Source organism: Acetobacter malorum (assembly GCF_002153605.1).
In the GTDB taxonomy this organism is placed as follows: domain Bacteria; phylum Pseudomonadota; class Alphaproteobacteria; order Acetobacterales; family Acetobacteraceae; genus Acetobacter; species Acetobacter malorum_A.
In genome coordinates, this window is record NZ_JOPG01000015.1 from 1 (window position 1) to 16,546 (window position 16,546).

At 58.5% G+C, this 16,546-nt stretch carries 14 protein-coding genes; 10 read left to right on the plus strand and 4 right to left on the minus strand.

All coding sequences use genetic code 11. The features are described from left to right. Positions 1–266: 266 nt before the first annotated feature. Complete coding sequence (locus HK23_RS07225; RefSeq protein WP_086653463.1) at positions 267–809, minus strand: 2'-5' RNA ligase family protein; 543 nt, start codon at positions 807–809, stop codon at positions 267–269. 118 nt (positions 810–927) lie between these two features. Here HK23_RS07225 and HK23_RS07230 point away from each other — a divergent pair, with 118 nt between their 5' ends. The 5 genes from HK23_RS07230 to cyoD all read left to right on the plus strand — a co-directional run bounded on the left by HK23_RS07230 (position 928) and on the right by cyoD (position 6,189). Next, complete coding sequence (locus HK23_RS07230; RefSeq protein WP_063906839.1) at positions 928–1,704, plus strand: Bax inhibitor-1/YccA family protein; 777 nt, start codon at positions 928–930, stop codon at positions 1,702–1,704. A gap of 627 nt (positions 1,705–2,331) precedes the next feature. After that, positions 2,332–3,255, plus strand: coding sequence for a ubiquinol oxidase subunit II (gene cyoA / locus HK23_RS07235; RefSeq protein WP_063906838.1), 924 nt, complete (start codon positions 2,332–2,334; stop codon positions 3,253–3,255). 5 nt (positions 3,256–3,260) lie between these two features. Then, on the plus strand, positions 3,261–5,252 hold the full coding sequence (gene cyoB / locus HK23_RS07240) for a cytochrome o ubiquinol oxidase subunit I (protein ID WP_086653464.1): 1,992 nt from the start codon (positions 3,261–3,263) through the stop codon (positions 5,250–5,252). Continuing rightward, positions 5,252–5,857 carry a cytochrome o ubiquinol oxidase subunit III gene (gene cyoC, locus HK23_RS07245; RefSeq protein WP_063906836.1) on the plus strand — a complete coding sequence of 202 codons (606 nt, stop codon included), beginning with the start codon at positions 5,252–5,254 and terminating at the stop codon, positions 5,855–5,857. The genes cyoB and cyoC overlap by 1 nt, the downstream gene beginning before the upstream one ends. After that, positions 5,857–6,189 carry a cytochrome o ubiquinol oxidase subunit IV gene (gene cyoD / locus HK23_RS07250; protein ID WP_061491281.1) on the plus strand — a complete coding sequence of 111 codons (333 nt, stop codon included), beginning with the start codon at positions 5,857–5,859 and terminating at the stop codon, positions 6,187–6,189. Before cyoC ends, cyoD begins: the two co-directional genes overlap by 1 nt. Positions 6,190–6,387: 198 nt before the next feature. Here cyoD and fdxA read toward each other — a convergent pair whose 3' ends face one another. Beyond that, positions 6,388–6,720, minus strand: a complete 333-nt coding sequence (gene fdxA, locus HK23_RS07255; protein WP_025826541.1) for a ferredoxin FdxA — start codon at positions 6,718–6,720, stop codon at positions 6,388–6,390. Between the two features lie 168 nt (positions 6,721–6,888). After that, a complete protein-coding gene (locus HK23_RS07260) occupies positions 6,889–9,483 on the minus strand; it encodes a helicase-related protein (protein WP_086653465.1) in 2,595 nt (864 codons plus the stop codon). Between the two features lie 106 nt (positions 9,484–9,589). Between HK23_RS07260 and HK23_RS07265 the strand changes: the two genes are divergently transcribed. The 3 genes from HK23_RS07265 (at position 9,590) to HK23_RS07275 (ending at position 12,227) form a co-directional block, all read left to right on the plus strand. Beyond that, a complete protein-coding gene (locus HK23_RS07265) occupies positions 9,590–11,035 on the plus strand; it encodes a leucyl aminopeptidase family protein (protein WP_086653466.1) in 1,446 nt (481 codons plus the stop codon). Positions 11,036–11,194: 159 nt separating this feature from the next. Continuing rightward, positions 11,195–11,608: a MarR family transcriptional regulator gene (locus HK23_RS07270; protein WP_086653467.1), complete on the plus strand. Its 414-nt coding sequence runs from the start codon at positions 11,195–11,197 to the stop codon at positions 11,606–11,608. Between the two features lie 169 nt (positions 11,609–11,777). Continuing rightward, positions 11,778–12,227 carry a hypothetical protein gene (locus HK23_RS07275; protein ID WP_063909110.1) on the plus strand — a complete coding sequence of 150 codons (450 nt, stop codon included), beginning with the start codon at positions 11,778–11,780 and terminating at the stop codon, positions 12,225–12,227. A gap of 27 nt (positions 12,228–12,254) precedes the next feature. Here the strand turns inward: HK23_RS07275 and HK23_RS07280 are convergent, their stop codons facing one another. Beyond that, positions 12,255–13,364 carry a glycosyltransferase family 4 protein gene (locus HK23_RS07280; protein ID WP_086653468.1) on the minus strand — a complete coding sequence of 370 codons (1,110 nt, stop codon included), beginning with the start codon at positions 13,362–13,364 and terminating at the stop codon, positions 12,255–12,257. Between HK23_RS07280 and HK23_RS07285 the strand changes: the two genes are divergently transcribed. Continuing rightward, entirely contained in the window at positions 13,358–15,397 is a 2,040-nt protein-coding gene (locus tag HK23_RS07285) for a polysaccharide biosynthesis protein (RefSeq protein WP_063906833.1), read from the plus strand. The genes HK23_RS07280 and HK23_RS07285 overlap by 7 nt on opposite strands. Next, positions 15,394–16,533 (plus strand): DegT/DnrJ/EryC1/StrS family aminotransferase, encoded by a 1,140-nt coding sequence (locus HK23_RS07290; RefSeq protein ID WP_063906832.1) that lies wholly within the window; start codon positions 15,394–15,396, stop codon positions 16,531–16,533. Before HK23_RS07285 ends, HK23_RS07290 begins: the two co-directional genes overlap by 4 nt. Positions 16,534–16,546 lie beyond the last annotated feature (13 nt).

Here is a 16,546-nt window from a genome sequence, read left to right on the forward strand (position 1 = left end):
CGAACGTCTCTTGGCGGAGGCGGGGCGGGTCATGCGTTAGCGTCCTCGACTGATATTAAGGTGAGGAAAGAAGAAAAAAAGCCGGCAGGCCGGTTTCTCACAATCAGCCAAGAGGCCCTGTTTCTGTCAATCACGCCAGATGAATAGCTGCCTCCATGTTCCTGGAGATTATCTAGCCGTTACAGCAGCGTAGAAGCGGCGCGCCGGCTTGTAGCTGCGTGATCACGAACTGTAATTGTTTATGTTATAACACGTGAGAAAATGACTTAGATAATCCCGCTGAAATGATATTCCTCCTCCGGAATAATGAGGGGTGTTTCCTCGTTTTTCCAAGAGCTGAAAAGGGTAATTTCGGAAATGACCTGTGTGGAAAATGTCTGTGGGTGATGCATCTGAATCCACTGACTGACGTTAAGGGGAGGGACGTCCGTAACAGTCGCCAGAGGAATGGTCAGAGGGGTATAAAGTTTTGGCTTATGCACCCCGGCCCGGAGCATGGCCGCCCGGATTTTCACGGAAAGGTGATCAAGCTGTGAGGGCTGCACTTTTATTCCGAGCGTGATTCGGTCCTTGCGCAGAGAGAGTTCAAATCCATCTGTCGTGAAGGAAAGCGGCGTACGCGGGCAAACGTTCCGCAAAGCGTGATCAATTTCTTCCAGAAGTGTGGGGTCGGTGATGTCTCCCACCGCGCAGAACGGCAAAAAGAGGAAAGACTCCGGCTCCCAGCTTTTGTCTGGAAAATGAGCCTGAAGCCCAAGCAGGGTTGTCCGGAGTTCTGCGGGGAGTGTCGCGCCAATTATAAGGTACATCGTCAGACCTTCATCACTCTCAGGCTGGGCATGAATGGAACCACCAACCCTTGACGCAGGGGCAGGGCAGCCACAAGTATAAAGCAACGCCGGCTTGTCCGGACAAGGAGAGGAAAAGATGTCGTTCAGTCACGACTACCGTTCACCTACAGCAGCTGCGGGCTTAAATGCCCAGACCGGCGCACTGGATGCAGGTCTGCGCGCCTACATGCTGCGCGTTTATAACTGGATGGCCTCAGGCCTGCTGCTGACAGGCATCGTGGCCTACGCCGTAGCCTTTACTGGCTTGCGGAACCTGTTTTTCCATCTGACCCCCATGGCAGGCGGTCTGGCCTTGCGCCCCACACTGCTGGGTGATCTGGCCATGATTGCACCGCTGGGCTTTGTGCTGGTGATGTCTTTTGGTGTGAACCGTCTGTCCCGACAGGGGGCGCAGGGTCTCTTCTGGGCGTTCTGTGCGACGATGGGTGCCAGCATGGCCAGCATTTTCCTGGTCTATACCGGCGTTTCCGTTGTGCGCGTCTTTCTGGTGACGGCCTGCACCTTCGCAGCAACGTCCCTGTGGGGCTACACGACCAAAGCTAATCTGCTGAAGTTCAGCTCTTTCCTGATGATGGGGCTGTTCGGACTGGTGATTGCCGGTCTGGTGAATATCTTCCTGAAAAGCTCGGCAGTGTATTTTGTCTACAGCATTATCGGGGTGTTCATCTTCACGGCGTTCAGTGCGTTTGACGCCCAGCGTATCCGCGTCACCTACCCGCAATTCGCAGCGTATGAAGGTCCGGATGAAGCGGCCAAACGCAGCGTCTATGATGCGCTGAGCCTGTATCTGAATTTCATCAACCTCTTCCAGTTCCTGCTCCAGTTCATGGGCGTGCGGAACTCCAACGACTAAGGTTGGAATAAGAGGTGCAGACTCCTTAATTCGGGGAGTCTGAATAAATCTGGAAAGCCCGGCCTGCACAGGTCGGGCTTTTTTGTGTGACCAGCTATGCAGTGACGGAAAGGGCGTCTGCCCATTCAGAATGCGTTCAAAATAAGACTTATATAGAGCGCGATGAGATGGCTCACATATCTGTGATTTGAGGTCTTGTGCTATAAGGCACTGATTCAGAACAGAAAAAAAATCAGGACATTTTTGGTATGAAATATTTCGTAACAAATTGTGAAGTCTTGCTACCCTCGAAATTTGGCGAAATAACACAGGAACGAAATGTTCTTTAGGGAATAGATCGACTGTGACGAAAGGCTGATGGAACTTTTCGGACATTGAGAATCTGCGCTTTAGGAATAAAGTAGGGCGCAAGGCGTTTTCGCTGCCCGAGGAGCCTGTTGAACTGTCGTTCCGGCTCAGGCTTTTCATCTCTTTTGCGGAGGAGATGGCCAGTCTGTGCAGGGTTGCCGGCATTTTGGCACCCAAGGGAAGCCGGAGCGCGGTTTCTTGCTGTTGTCGGGCTTCTATGGCAGCAGGAGCGAAGAGTCTTTGTGAGGCTAAGTAGATGTCAGAACCAAGAGGCGTGCGATGAAAAACAAGTTACTGGCGAGAATGGCGCGATTGGGCGGCCTATCGTCAGCGTTGCTGCTTGCCGGGTGTGAGATGGATGTCTTGGATCCGAAAGGCCCGGTTGGCGATGGGGTGAAATCACTGATCGCCACCTCTACAATCGCAATGCTGATTGTGGTCATTCCGACCATCATTCTGTCTGTGTATTTTGCCTGGCATTACCGCCAGTCCAATACCAGTGCAGAATATCTTCCCAAGTGGTCTCATTCTAACAAGATCGAGCTGATCATCTGGGGCGTGCCCTCCCTGATCATTCTCTTTCTTGCTGTGATCACCTACCAGACGTGTCATTCTCTTGACCCGTACAAACCGCTGGAAGCCGAAGCAACCACCAAGCCGCTTCACGTTGAAGTTGTGGCTCTGGACTGGAAATGGCTGTTTATCTACCCGGAACAGGGTATTGCGACTGTCAACCAGCTGGCTATTCCGGTTAACACCCCCGTCGATTTCGTAATCACCTCTGATTCCGTGATGAACTCTTTCTTCATCCCGCGTCTTGGTTCCATGATTTACGCAATGGCCGGTATGCAGACTCAGCTTCACCTTCTGGCTAACGAGCCGGGTGATTACCTGGGTGAATCCGCCAACTACAGTGGCCGTGGCTTTTCTGACATGAAATTCCGCACGCTGGCTGTCAGTGGTGATGAATTCAATGCATGGGTTGATAAAGTAAAGTCTTCCTCCGAGCAGCTGGATGGTCAGACCTATCCGAAGCTGGCTGCGCCGAGCGAAGCCAATCCTGTCGAATATTTCGCGCATGTTGAACCCGGAATGTTCAACACGATCGTTGCCAAATACAACAACGGCATGGTCATGGACAAAAGCACTGGCAAGATGATTCAGGTGCAGTCCGCGATGTCCGACATGAATATGAAGGAATAGGATCTATGCTAGGGAGACTATCGTTCTCGGCCATCCCGCTGGATGTGCCGATCCTGGTAGGCACGTTCTTGGGCGTTGCCATTATCGGTCTCGCGGTTCTGGGGCTGATTACCTATTACGGCAAGTGGGGCTACCTCTGGAAAGAGTGGCTGACTTCCGTTGACCATAAGCGTCTGGCTGTCATGTATATTGTGCTGGCGCTGGTTGCTCTGTTCCGCGGTTTTGCGGACGCCATCATGATGCGTACCCAGCTGGCCATGGCCTATGCTGGCAACCCCGGCTACCTGCCGCCGCATCACTACGATCAGATCTTCTCCGCTCACGGAACGATCATGATCTTCTTCCTGGCCATGGCTTTCATGACCGGGCTGTTCAACTTCGTTGTGCCGCTTCAGATCGGTGCCCGCGACGTTGCCTTCCCGTTCCTGAACAACCTCAGCTTCTGGATGACCGCCATTGCATTCATCCTGGTGAACGTCTCCCTGTTCATCGGTGAATTCTCACAGTGTGGCTGGCTGGCTTATCCTCCGCTGTCTGAGTCTCAGTTCAGCCCTGGCGTTGGTGTGGATTACTATATCTGGGCCATTCAGCTCTCCGGTGTCGGCACCCTGCTGACCGGCGTGAACTTCTTCGTGACGATCGTGAAGATGCGCGCTCCGGGCATGACCTGGATGAAGATGCCTGTCTTCACCTGGACGGCTTTCTGCTCCTCTATCCTGATCATGGTCTCCTTCCCCGTGCTGACCGTTGCTGTCGCACTGCTGGGTCTGGACCGTTACTTCGGTATGCACTTCTTCACCAATGATGGTGGCGGTAACCAGATGCTGTATCTCAGCCTGATCTGGTCCTGGGGTCATCCTGAAGTTTACATTCTTGTTATCCCCGCCTTTGGCGTGTTCTCTGAAGTTGTTCCTGCTTTCTCCGGCAAGCCGCTGTTCGGCTACGGCACCATGGTTTACGCAACCTGCTCCATCATGGTTCTGTCCTTCATCGTGTGGGTTCACCACTTCTTCACGATGGGTGCTGGTCCGGATGTGAATGCCTTCTTCGGCATTGCAACCATGATCATCTCGATCCCGACTGGTGTGAAACTCTTTAACTGGATGTTCACCATGTATAAGGGTCGCGTTCAGTTCCATGCTTGCATGTACTGGGCCGTGGGCTTCATGGTGACCTTCACCATCGGTGGTATGACCGGTGTGATGATGGCCATTCCGGGTGCTGACTTCGTTCTGCATAACTCCCTGTTCCTGATTGCTCACTTCCATAACGTGATTATCGGTGGTGTGTATTTCGGTTACATCTGTGGCATGAACTTCTGGTTCCCGAAGGTCATGGGCTTCAAGATGAACGAAACCTGGGGCATCCGTGCTTTCTGGTTCTGGTTCGTCGGCTTCTACTTTGCGTTCGTTCCGCTGTATGTGCTGGGCTTCGACGGCATGACCCGTCGTATGAACCACTACGACAATCCGGAATGGCACATCTGGCTGCTGATTGCTGAAGTCGGTGCTGTGCTGATCCTGTTCGGGATCGTGTGTCAGCTGACCCAGCTTTACGTGACAATTCGTGACCGCAACCTGCCCGCTAACCGTGATGTCACGGGTGATCCGTGGAATGGTCGCGCTCTGGAATGGTCCACGTCTTCTCCGCCGCCGCCGTACAACTTTGCTATTGTCCCGCACGTTCATGAACTCGATGCGTTCATGCACGACAAGGAAAACGGCATTGATACGCGTTGTGCTGGTGGGCCGTATGCTCCGATCCATATGCCGAAAAACACGGCTGCCGGGTTCCTTATCGGTGTGTTCAGCCTCGTCTTCGGCTTTGCTGCAGTATGGTATATCTGGTGGCTGGCAGCCATCGGCCTGATCGGTGTGATCGGGACGATTATTGCCCGTAGCGCCAACAAGGATATCGATTACTACATCCCTGCTGAAGAAGTTGCCCGGATCGAGAACGAGCATTCCCGTAAACTCATGGCACAGGCAGCTGAGTAATGGCGCACGACACAACTGTTCAGACCGCAGGCCACGACGAACACCATCACGAGTCCCCGGTGGTGTTCGGGTTCTGGGTCTATCTGATGACCGACTGCATTATCTTCGGCTCACTTTTTGCCGTGTTTGCAGTCCTGCATAACCAGGTTAACGGCGGCCCGAGCGGCCGTGACCTGTTCGAGTATAGCGGACTGGCGCAGGAAACAGCCCTGCTGCTGATCTCTTCCATCACTTATGGGTTCGGCATGATTGCCGCCCATAAGAATGAGGTCAGCAAAGTCATCATGTGGCTGGGTGTAACGTTCCTTCTGGGTCTGGGCTTTGTTGGCCTGGAACTGAATGAATTTGCACACATGATCCATGAAGGTAATGGGCCGGACCGCAGCGCGTTCCTGTCTTCCTTCTTCACACTGGTGTCCACGCATGGTCTGCACGTAACGTGTGGTCTGATCTGGCTCGTGACCCTCATCGTTCAGCTGATGGGCACGACTGAGATCCCGGAACGTATGATGAATAAGCTCACCTGCCTGAGCCTGTTCTGGCACTTCCTGGATATCGTCTGGATCTGCGTCTTCACCTATGTCTATCTGGCGAGCATGATCTGATGAGCGATCTTCACACATCCCCTTCGGGTGAAAGCCACGGTAGTGTATCGTCATACATTATCGGGTTCGTTCTTGCGGTTATCCTGACGGCAGCGTCCTTTGGCCTCGTTATGAGCCATAGCCTGTCTCCTTCAGGTACGCTGACGGGTCTTGCGGTTCTCGCCTTCATTCAGGTGCTGGTGCACCTGCATTACTTCCTGCATATGGGTAATGGGTCGGAACAGCGTTGGAACAACATGTGTTTCTTCTTCACTGTTGGTTTCGTCGTGATTCTGCTCATCGGCACCATGTTCATCATGAACAACACCGCCCTGCACATGATGTCCCGCTAATAAGAGACAGCTCTGCCGGTCTCGTACCGGCAGGGTCTTGTGTTTGGTAAGAAAAAAGCCCCGGAAGCAATTCCGGGGCTTTTTTTGTGCCTGATTTTCAGGAGATGGCTTTCCCAGAGACGGGCTCATAAAAAACGGCGCGGACCACCCGGTTGGGGGTCAACGCGCCGTTTTTAAAGCACCCAAAAGGGAGGGGCTTCAGCCTTTATGCGGCTCCGGAGAGAGCAGGCCAGCTTTGTCGGGCTTGTCTTTCCATTCTTCCGCATCAGCCGGGGGTGTGCCCTTGCGGGTGATGTTCGGCCATTTGGTGGAATAGGATGCGTTGAGTTCTGCCCATGCTGTCGCGCGATCATCACTGTCCGGGAAAATCGCTTCTGCGGGGCATTCAGGCTCACACACGCCGCAGTCAATGCATTCATCCGGGTTGATCACCAGGAAGTTTTCACCGGCGTAGAAGCAGTCAACAGGGCAGACTTCCACACAGTCCATGAATTTGCAGCGGATGCAGTTTTCAGTGACCACGTAGGTCATTGCCATCTCCGAAGATTTCTGGGGGATCGGAGCGGGTCCGGTCCCGGGACAAATGGCATGGTCATTCCGGGCCATGCCACCAAGGATGGCGAAGATATGAGGGGCTTTTTGCCCCGTGGCAACCCGCTTCTATTAGGTATTACTGTTTCTTTCTGAGCAGAGCTGCCCTTAACGACGTTTTTGCAACACCGCGAGGGCTGCAAACGGGCCTGTATTGTCCTGCATGATCTGCCGGCGTGCTCGTGAACCATTGTTGCGGCCTTTGCGCTCAGGGGCTGGGAGCCGTGGGGGTAAAAGCAGGACGGGCGTGGCTGGCCCGAATTGTTTTTTGCTCAGAACGGACGCTTTCTGCACTCTTAATCCCAGATCCGTCAGCACTCCCGGCAGGTCTGCCGCAGGTACACCCAGACGGGATGCCATACCGGGCTGAAGCGGGCAGCCGCCCGAGCGTGCTGCAAGTTCGGACAGGGTTTTGTGGGTCTCCTGAGCAATATCAAGCCGGATCAGGAAGTCAGCCGCGCATTGCCAGCCAATTTGCAGCAGCACGGCACGATCCTGTGCAGAGAGTTTGGTTTCTGGCGGCAGACGGCGGGAGACAGCACCCGGTTTGGGGAGTGGCGGCACGGGCTGGCCTGTATGCAATTGCACCAGCAAGGCCCGGAGCGTCATGGGGCGCGGGCGGAGAAGCTGCGGGGAAAACAGGAGTCCGTTCCCCACACGCAGGCCCAGCTTGTGCAGAAAATGACTGTCTTTTTTGTTCGTCAGACTATGCGCCGAGAGCGTCAAGACGCCGCCCTGCTCTGTCAGCCCATGTACCAGCCCGCGCAGGCCTGGTTTATCCGCTACAGCATGGGCTGCCCGGAAAAGGGGGGCGAGGGTGTTGTGCAGGGTAGCCGTCACAAAGGTGGCAAGCCTCATGCGGATGCGTTCCCGATGGGACGGCTCCAGAAATTCTGCTGTGGTCACATGCACGGCAGGCCGCAACAGTTCCTCGCCTTTTTGCAGATGCCCAATGGCATCGCCCAGCCAGAGCAAGGTGCCTGTGGCCGGGTCCAGCGTCAGGCTTTCATCCGGTGTTTGCAGGAATTGCGTCACACGGCGGGGGATCTCGCTGCGGGCCGCGCGGCGGGCGGCGCGCATCAGCAAGGGCTGATCGGACCGGGCCGCTTCCTGATCGGGAATAAAAGCAAAGCCGTGCATATGGCCAACGGCATGGCCTTCCACGCTCACTTCCCCTGTGCGGGTAATGGCGGAAAGAAGGGGCTTACTGTCAGCTTCCTCCAGCCTGCGGGCCAGACTGGTGGCGCGTTTGTCCACAAAGCGGGCCGCCAGACGTTCGTGCAGAAGGTCGGAGAGAGTGTCTTCAATTGTCCGGGTGCGGCTGCGCCAGAGCTGCGGGTTTTCCACCCAGTCCGAGCGCGTGGAGACATAGGCCCAGATGCGGATACCCATCAGCCGTTGCATCAGGGCGTCAATATCGCCCTCTGTGCGCTCCAGATTGGCCAGCCGGGGTTCCAGCCAGCTTGAGGGCAAATGGCCTTCCTTGACCAGAACGGTGAAAATCTGCGCGCACTGGCGGATATGACTGTCTTCCCCCAGCTTGCGGAAATCGGGGATCTGACAAACTTCCCACAGCAGACGAGTCCGGCCCGGTTCTTTGGTCAGGCTCTGGATGGTTGTGTCACGCATCAACGCGCTGAGCACGATGATGTCTGACGCCGGTTCAGCCGCGCGCAGGCCGGGGTAAGGCGGCTTTTGGCATAGGCTGGCATACAGGGCGCGTGGGGACGAATAATCCAGAGCGCTGTTGCGCCAATAGAGATGGTGAAGTGCCTCGAACTGATGATTTTCTACGGCCTCGGCAATGTTTTCCGGCAGTGGTGGGCAGTCTCCAGTCGTCCCAAAGGTGCCATCCTGCGCGCCGCGTCCGGCCCGGCCAGCAATCTGAGCCACTTCCGGGGCCGCGAGCATCCGGCGGCGGGAGCCATCAAACTTGAACAGCCCGGCAAAGGCGACATGCTGGATATCCATGTTCAGCCCCATGCCAATGGCATCTGTGGCCACAAGGTAATCCACTTCTCGCTTCTGGTAGAGTTCCACCTGCGCATTGCGCGTACGGGGGGAGAGCTGGCCCATGACCACGGCGCAGCCACCTCGCCTGCGCCGGATGGCCTCGGCAATGGCGTACACATCTCCCGCGGAGAAAGCGACAATGGCAGAGCGGGGCGGCAGGCGGGAGAGGCGGGTAAAGCCGGTATAGCTCAGCTCTGACAGCCGCGGTCGGGCCTCAATCTCAATACTTCTGATGAGTGTGCGGAGCAGAGGTGCAATGGTTTCGGCACCCAGAAACAGCGTTTCGGCCTGCCCGCGAGCATTCAGCAGCCGGTCCGTAAAGACATGGCCGCGTTCCGGGTCTGCACAGAGCTGGATTTCATCCACGGCGATAAAGTCCACAGGCCGGTCCATCGGCATGGCTTCCACCGTGCAGGAAAACCAGCGGGCCCCTGAGGGGATGATTTTTTCCTCCCCCGTAATCAGCCCCACGGCGCGCACGCCTTTCAGCCGCACCATGCGTTCATAATTTTCCCGCGCCAGCAGGCGGAGCGGAAAGCCCATGATGCCCGAGGTGTGCGCGAGCATCCGCTCCAGCGCCAGATGGGTCTTGCCGGTGTTGGTCGGCCCCAGTACAGCGCGAACCGGAGCATCCTCAGTACTGGCGGGGGGCCTCAGGCGGCTGGCCTGGCGGCTTGGGGTATCCATCATCCTGCCATGGTCCGCTGGTATGCGTTCAAAAGCAACCCGTTCCCTTCTGCGGGGGCATTGCGCCAGGGGGGCTCCCGGCGCAGGTTTGAGTAAGGAGGAACTGTCCATGTCCGTTCGTGAACCAGACTGTCTCGTCGTATCCCGTAGCCGTCGCAAGGCAGGAGAGAAAGCCATCCGCACCGTGCAGGGCGTGCGGGGAGCTGACCCGAAGGCTCTCGCTGCTCTGCTGGGGGCTGAAGGGGCCGCATTTGCGCAGGCCTGTGGCTTTACCGGTAAGCCGGGCCAGCTGGTGCTGGTGCCGGAGGCCAGCGGCGCACCGATGGGGCTGTTTGGCGTGCCGGAAAAAGGGCAGCGCGACCCGTATCTTTTTGGCGCGCTGGCACAGGAGCTGCCTGCCGGAGACTGGCAGGTGAAAATGCCCGCCGATATCGCGCGTGATGATGTGATTCTGGGCTTCTGTCTGGGAGCTTATCAGTTTTCTCTGAAATCTTCCGGGAAGGCCGCAAAGCATGAGGGGCCGCGTCTGGTGGTGACGGCTGCCGAGCAGAAAGGGATGGCCGTAGAGACGGCGCGTTCTGTCTGGCTGGCGCGGGATCTGATCAACACGCCTGCCAATCTCCTTGGCCCGTCTGAACTGGCGAAGGCTGCGCGCGAGGCACTGACGCCGTTTGGCGCGGATGTCGAGATCATCAAGGGGGCAGCGCTGGACAAGGCCTACCCGCTGCTGGCGCATGTGGGCAACGGGTCCGACCGTGGGCCGCGTGTGGCGCTTGCCCGCTGGAAGGGGAGCAAGGCCGGAAAATCCGCGCCGCTGCTGTCTCTGGTCGGGAAGGGCGTTTGCTTTGATTCCGGCGGCTATGACCTCAAGCCGTCCTCCGGCATGCTGCGGATGAAAAAGGACATGGGCGGGGCCGCGAGCGTGCTGGCGCTGGCCCGGTTGATCATGACGCAGGACCTGCCGGTGCGGTTGGAAGTGCGGCTGGGCTGTGTGGAAAACAGCGTCTCCGGTCATGCCATGCGCCCGCTGGATGTGGTGAAGAGCCGCGCTGGCCTGACGGTGGAAATTGGCAACACGGATGCAGAAGGCCGGCTGGTGCTGTGTGACCTGCTGAGCGAGGCCGGTGAGCACACCCCGGATCTGCTGATGGACATCGCGACTTTGACCGGCGCGGCCCGTGTTGCGCTGGGGCCGGATCTGCCGGCTCTTTTCAGTAATGATGACGGTGTCGCGCAGTCCATTCTGGCCGCCGGACAGCGTCAGGCTGACCCGCTCTGGCGGCTGCCTTTATGGCAGGGTTACGCCGGATGGCTGAAAAGCCCAGTGGCAGACCTTAACAATATTTCCTCCAGACCTATGGCCGGGGCAGTAACAGCGGGACTGTTTCTTGAGCGTTTTGTAAATGCAGGCCAGCGGTGGGCGCATATCGATAGCTATGCATGGAATGATAGCGGCAGACCCGGACGGCCTGAAGGCGGGGATTCTCCGGGGATTCGCGCACTTTTCGATGCGGTGTGTAAAATTTTTGAGACAAAACCCGGCGCGATGTCGTAAAGAAATGTCACATTCCTGGAACTATTTTTAGAGTACAGGTTTTAAACATGTACACCGGCTCCTATATAGGCCTCACCAAGTATGCCGGAAGTAAAAATGAAAAAGCCGAAATCTGCCCTTACAGGCGGGGATTGGACTTTTGGAAAGGACTAGAATCTGATGGCACAGACTGCCGCCAAAGCCGAAGAGCTGGTTAAAACTCTTCGTGATACCATCGTCTCGCTGGTGCGTGGCGAAGGCCCCGATCTTTCCGCAAGACAGCTTGCGGTCTTCCTGACCTGCTACCTTGATGAGTCTGGTCACACCGTGCGTGGTCTGGCCTCCAGCCTGAACGTCTCCAAGCCCGCCATTACGCGTGCGCTGGACCGTCTGGGTGAGCTGGATCTGGCCCGCCGCAAGGTTGACCCGCTGGATCGTCGTTCCGTTCTGGTGCAGCGCACGCCCAAAGGTGCTGCGTACCTGAAGGAAATCCGCTCCATCATGGGTGAAGCCGCCGATGAAGAAGCTAAAAAGGGCCGTCAGGAAGACAAGCCTGTGCGTCGCGCCACGCTGCGCCGCGTCGCTGCTGCCTGACGACCTTACGGTCCTGTCCGTCGATTCTTTTTTGCAGAAACGACGGACAGGCCCGTACTGAGAAACTTTTATCTGTATCGGGCGTTTTTTCTCAGCGCTTCCCAAACGCCTCCGGCTTTCTGCCGCAGGGGGATAGGGGAAGAGAAACAAAGAGATAAGGAACGTTCCAATGCGGTTTGCTTCTGTTGCCGCTGTGGCGGCACTGGCGTTTTCTCCCATCAGCATGATGCCTGCGGCTCATGCTGCTGATGCGATGGGGTCTCCCACCGGAAAAATCACCCTCAGTGCGAAATCCGCCGATGTTGGAGTGGGCTACACATGGGGTGATGGCAGGCTGACTTATGGTGGCCATACCTACAAATTCTCCGTGACGGGCGGGACGATTGCTGCGGTTGGTTTTTCCAAAATCGAAGGCAACGGTACCGTTTACAACCTGCATCGCGTGCAGGATTTTGATGGCACCTACGGCGCAGCCCACGGGGAAGCAACACTGGGCAGCGGTCTGGGCGGACTGGTTCTGGAAAACAAGAACGGCGTCCGCATCAAGATCGAGACAGCGACCAAAGGCGCGCGTCTGGCCAGTTCTGCTGAAGGTCTGACCCTGAAGCTGGAAAAATAAAAGCCAGACGCCTGAGAAATGAGCCGCTTACCAGGGGCCGACCGGGTGGCGGCGCGTTTGCAGGACAGCAAGAGCTGTCCAGAGCAACTGGGGCGCCAGAAGCAGCCCCAGCGCACTGGCGAGGCCGGGGAGGAAGGCCATAGGGGCAACCCAGAAGGCCACCCCGGCTCCCCAGACCACAAATCCCCATACTGCCAGCGTGATCAGCGCAGGGTTCATGCCGCTGCGATGCAGCACCTGATACAGGTGCCCCCGATGCGCCTGCACCAGAGAATGTCCGGCCAGTTTGCGGCGGACCAGCGTGAACAGCACATCATAAATCAGTGGAAACAGCAGGCACGGCCCGAGCACCCATCCGGAAGGCAGGGGCGTTGCGTGGGCCACGTGGAGGGCCGCCGCTCCGGCCAGAAGTCCGCAGCTCTGGCTCCCCACATCCCCCAGAAAAATACGGGCCTTTGGGTAATTGAAGGGCAGGAAGCCGCACAGGCAGGCGCACAGCAGCAGCGCAGGCCAGAACAGGTCAGCCACGCCAAAAGCGGGGCCGATCAGCGCGAGAATGCCACAGCCCACGGCCAGAGAGCCGGAAATCAGCCCGTTCAGACCATCCATGAAGTTGATGGCATTGGTGATGAAGACCAGCCAGAGTACGGAGAGTATCGCGCCGGCCACCGGTCCACCCCATGCAGCCGGCAGAGGCAGACTGGTCCCGCCAGCAACCACCAGAACTGCGGCCAGACACTGGGCGGCAAATTTGATGGAAGGCGGCCACTGATACAGGTCATCCAGCCAGGACACGCCCGCCAGCAGCGCCGTGGCGAGGGCCGTCAGCAACACCGGCGCGCTCAGGATCGGCTGGCCTGTTATCATTTGCACAATGGGAAACAGCACAAAAAATGTGGCCATTACGCCTACGCCGCCGCCTTTGGGGGTCGGGGCTTCATGCGCGCTTCTGTGGCCCGGATGGTCCAGAACGGCCACGCGGATCATCATCCTCACCAGAACGCTGGTGAAAAAAACTGCGCTGAACAGGCAGAAAACCGCCAGAAAAAAAGGAGAAGGGACGGTGGACATGGTCTCGTCTGGTTGTGCTGCTTCTAGGATGGCAGGTGCTAGGCTATAGGTGCAAGGTAATGGCACTGCAACGCTCTGAGTCTCTGCACCGTAGCCCCCGGCTGCGCCCGCTCAACAGAATCCTGGTCAACATCCTGCTGGACGGGATGCTGGCGGCTCTGGCTGCGCCGTTTGCCCGGTGGCTGGCCGCGCCGCAGGACGGGCTTTTGCACCCTTTATGGTTTCTGGCCAGCGGGGCGATTACGCTGGTGATCAGCGGCCTGCCATTCAGAATGCCGCAGCAATACTGGCGTTTTTCCGGTGTGTCGGACCTGCTGGGGATTGCCGGTGCTTCGGTGGCCAGTGCCGTCCTCTTTTCTGTAGGGCTGGTGTGGGCCGGCTTCCGGCTGCCCAGCCCGACCTTCCCCATTATCTACGCGTTGGTCCTGCTCATCATGCTGGGGGGGCTGCGCATTGGCTATCGTCTGGGGCACCGTCTGGCCGCTCGTAAGGCAGACCAGCGGTGCGTGGTGCTGGTTGGGGTGGATACGGAAGCAGACCTGTATCTGCGCGCTCTGGAGCGGAACCCGGCAGCGGGTATCCGTGTCGTCGGGATGATCGCACTCGGCACGCATCAGGCGGGCCGCAGGCTGCATAATGTGCCGATCCTTGGCCATGTGGATGAGACTGAGACGATATTGGACCGGCTGGAAAAAGCCGGGACACTCCCCGAGTCGCTGGTGGTGACGAACCCTTCCTTCCGTGGGGCCGCGCTTACAAAAGTGCTGGATGCAGGGGCCGCGCATGGCATTTCCGTGCTGCGCACCCCGGCTCTGACGGACCTGACCCCGGCCGAACGGGTGGAACTGCGGCCCGTGCCGATTGAAGATCTGCTCAACCGCCCGCAGGTGCCGCTTGACCGGGCAGGGATGGAACGGCTTGTCGGCCACAAAACTGTTCTGGTGACGGGCGCTGGTGGCAGCATCGGGTCCGAACTGGTGCGGCAGATTGCCATGCTGGAACCGGACCGGCTGATCCTGCTGGACCACGGCGAGTTTGAACTCTGGCAGATTGAAACTGAACTGGCGGAATGGGCACCCCACGTCCCGCGCGAGGTTGTGGTGGCGGACGTGCGGGATGAATCCCGTCTTGAAGAGGTGATGGCGCGGTTCCGGCCGGAACTGGTGTTCCATGCAGCCGCCCTCAAACACGTGCCGATTGTGGAAGCCAACCCGGCGGAAGGCCTGCTGACCAACGTGCACGGCACCCGCGTGGTAGCCGACGCGGCAGCCCGCAACGGCGCGCGGGCCATGGTGGTGATCTCGACCGACAAGGCCGTGAACCCCTCCAGCCTGATGGGGGCCGCCAAACGCGCAGCAGAGATGTACTGTCAGGCACTGGATATCAAGGCGCGCACCTCTGGGAATCCAAACGCCATGCGCTGCATTACCGTACGGTTTGGCAATGTACTGGGTTCCACCGGCTCGGTTGTGCCGCTGTTCCGGCGGCAGCTTGAGCGCGGCGGCCCGCTGACGGTCACCCACCCGGAAATGCGTCGCTATTTCATGACCGTGCCGGAAGCGGTTGGACTGGTCCTGCAGGCCAGTGTGCGCGGCACCTGCGGCGTGGATGGCTCAGGCACGGATGCCCTGCTGCGGGACGGCGGGATTTTTGTGCTGGATATGGGCGAGCCGGTGAAAATTGTGGATCTCGCCCGCCAGATGATCCGCCTTGCCGGATTACGGCCGGAAGAGGATGTTGGCATCCGCTTTACCGGTCTGCGTCCGGGTGAAAAACTCTATGAAGAACTGTTTCACGGACGCGAGGCTCCGGTGCCCACAGATGCGCCGGGCCTGCTGATGGCCACCCCTCGCGTGGTGGACCTGACGGACGTGACGCAGGCGGTGGACCAGATTGCAGACTATGCGCGCAAAGGGGAGGTGAAGGCAGCCCTGCGCATTCTGTCATTGCTGGTGCCGGAATTCGATCATAACCCCACAGGAGAAGTGCGGTCCGTTGCACCGCCGGGTGCCGCAGAGGCCGCAGCACGCTCCGGGGCGATACAGACCAGCGGCCCGGACAATGGGCCGGACGGCAGCAGGAAACAGGTGGCATCATGACCGATAAGACAGCAGATAAACCGATTGCGTTTCTTGATCTTCCTGCACAGCAGAAGCGTCTGGGCCCGGCCCTGCGCGCCCGTGTGGATGCGGTGCTCGACCATTGCCGCTTTGTGATGGGGCCGGAAGTGGCCGAGCTGGAACAGCGTCTGGCTGACTGGTGCGGTGCGAAGGAATGCGTGGGCGTCTCCTCCGGCACGGATGCGTTGCAGATTGTCATGATGGCTGAAGGGATTGGCCGGGGGGATGCCGTGTTCCTTCCTGCCTTTACTTATACCGCGACGGCGGAAGTGCCGCTGGTGCTGGGGGCAACCCCGGTTTTTGTGGATGTGGACCCCAATACTTTCCAGATTGACCCGGACCATCTGCGCGCCCGTATTCGTGCCGTGAAGGACGCTGGCAAGCTGACGGCCCGCGCCATTGTGGGGGTCGATCTGTTCGGCCAGCCCGCGCCCTGGCCTGAACTGCGCAAGATTGCGGAAGAGGAAGGTCTGTTCCTGCTGGCGGACTGTGCGCAGTCCTTCGGTGCGGATCTGGACGGCAAACCGCTGGGGCGGGAAGCAACTGCTACCACGCTGTCTTTCTTCCCCTCCAAACCGCTGGGCGGCTACGGGGATGGCGGGGCTATTCTGACGGATGACCCGGAACGCGCCGCCCTGTATCGCTCCCTCCGCACCCACGGTGAAGGCGGCACGCGATATGAAGTGCTGCGTACCGGCATGAACGGGCGTCTGGACACGTTGCAGGCTGCCGTGCTGCTGGCCAAGCTGGATGGGTTCAGGGAAGAGCTGGACCGGCGTGACGCGATTGCGCAGGCTTATGATGCGGGCCTTGCAGAGGTGGTGCAGGTGCCTGTGCGCGTGCCGAACAGCAAGAGCGCGTGGGCCATTTATGCTGTCCTGCTGAAAGACCCGGCAGAGCGCGCACCGCTTCAGGCGCGCCTGAAAGAGCGGGGCGTGCCCTCCGCCATTTATTATCCGCTGCCGCTGCACAAGCAGCCGGCGTATCGGGACCACCATGACGGCACAGCGTTGCCGGTGTCGGAAGATCTGGCACAGCGTATTCTGGCACTCCCCATTCACCCGGAACTGACTGATGATGACGTCGCCCGCGTGATTGCGGCAGTGCGCGGTTAAGGAGAGTTAGGGG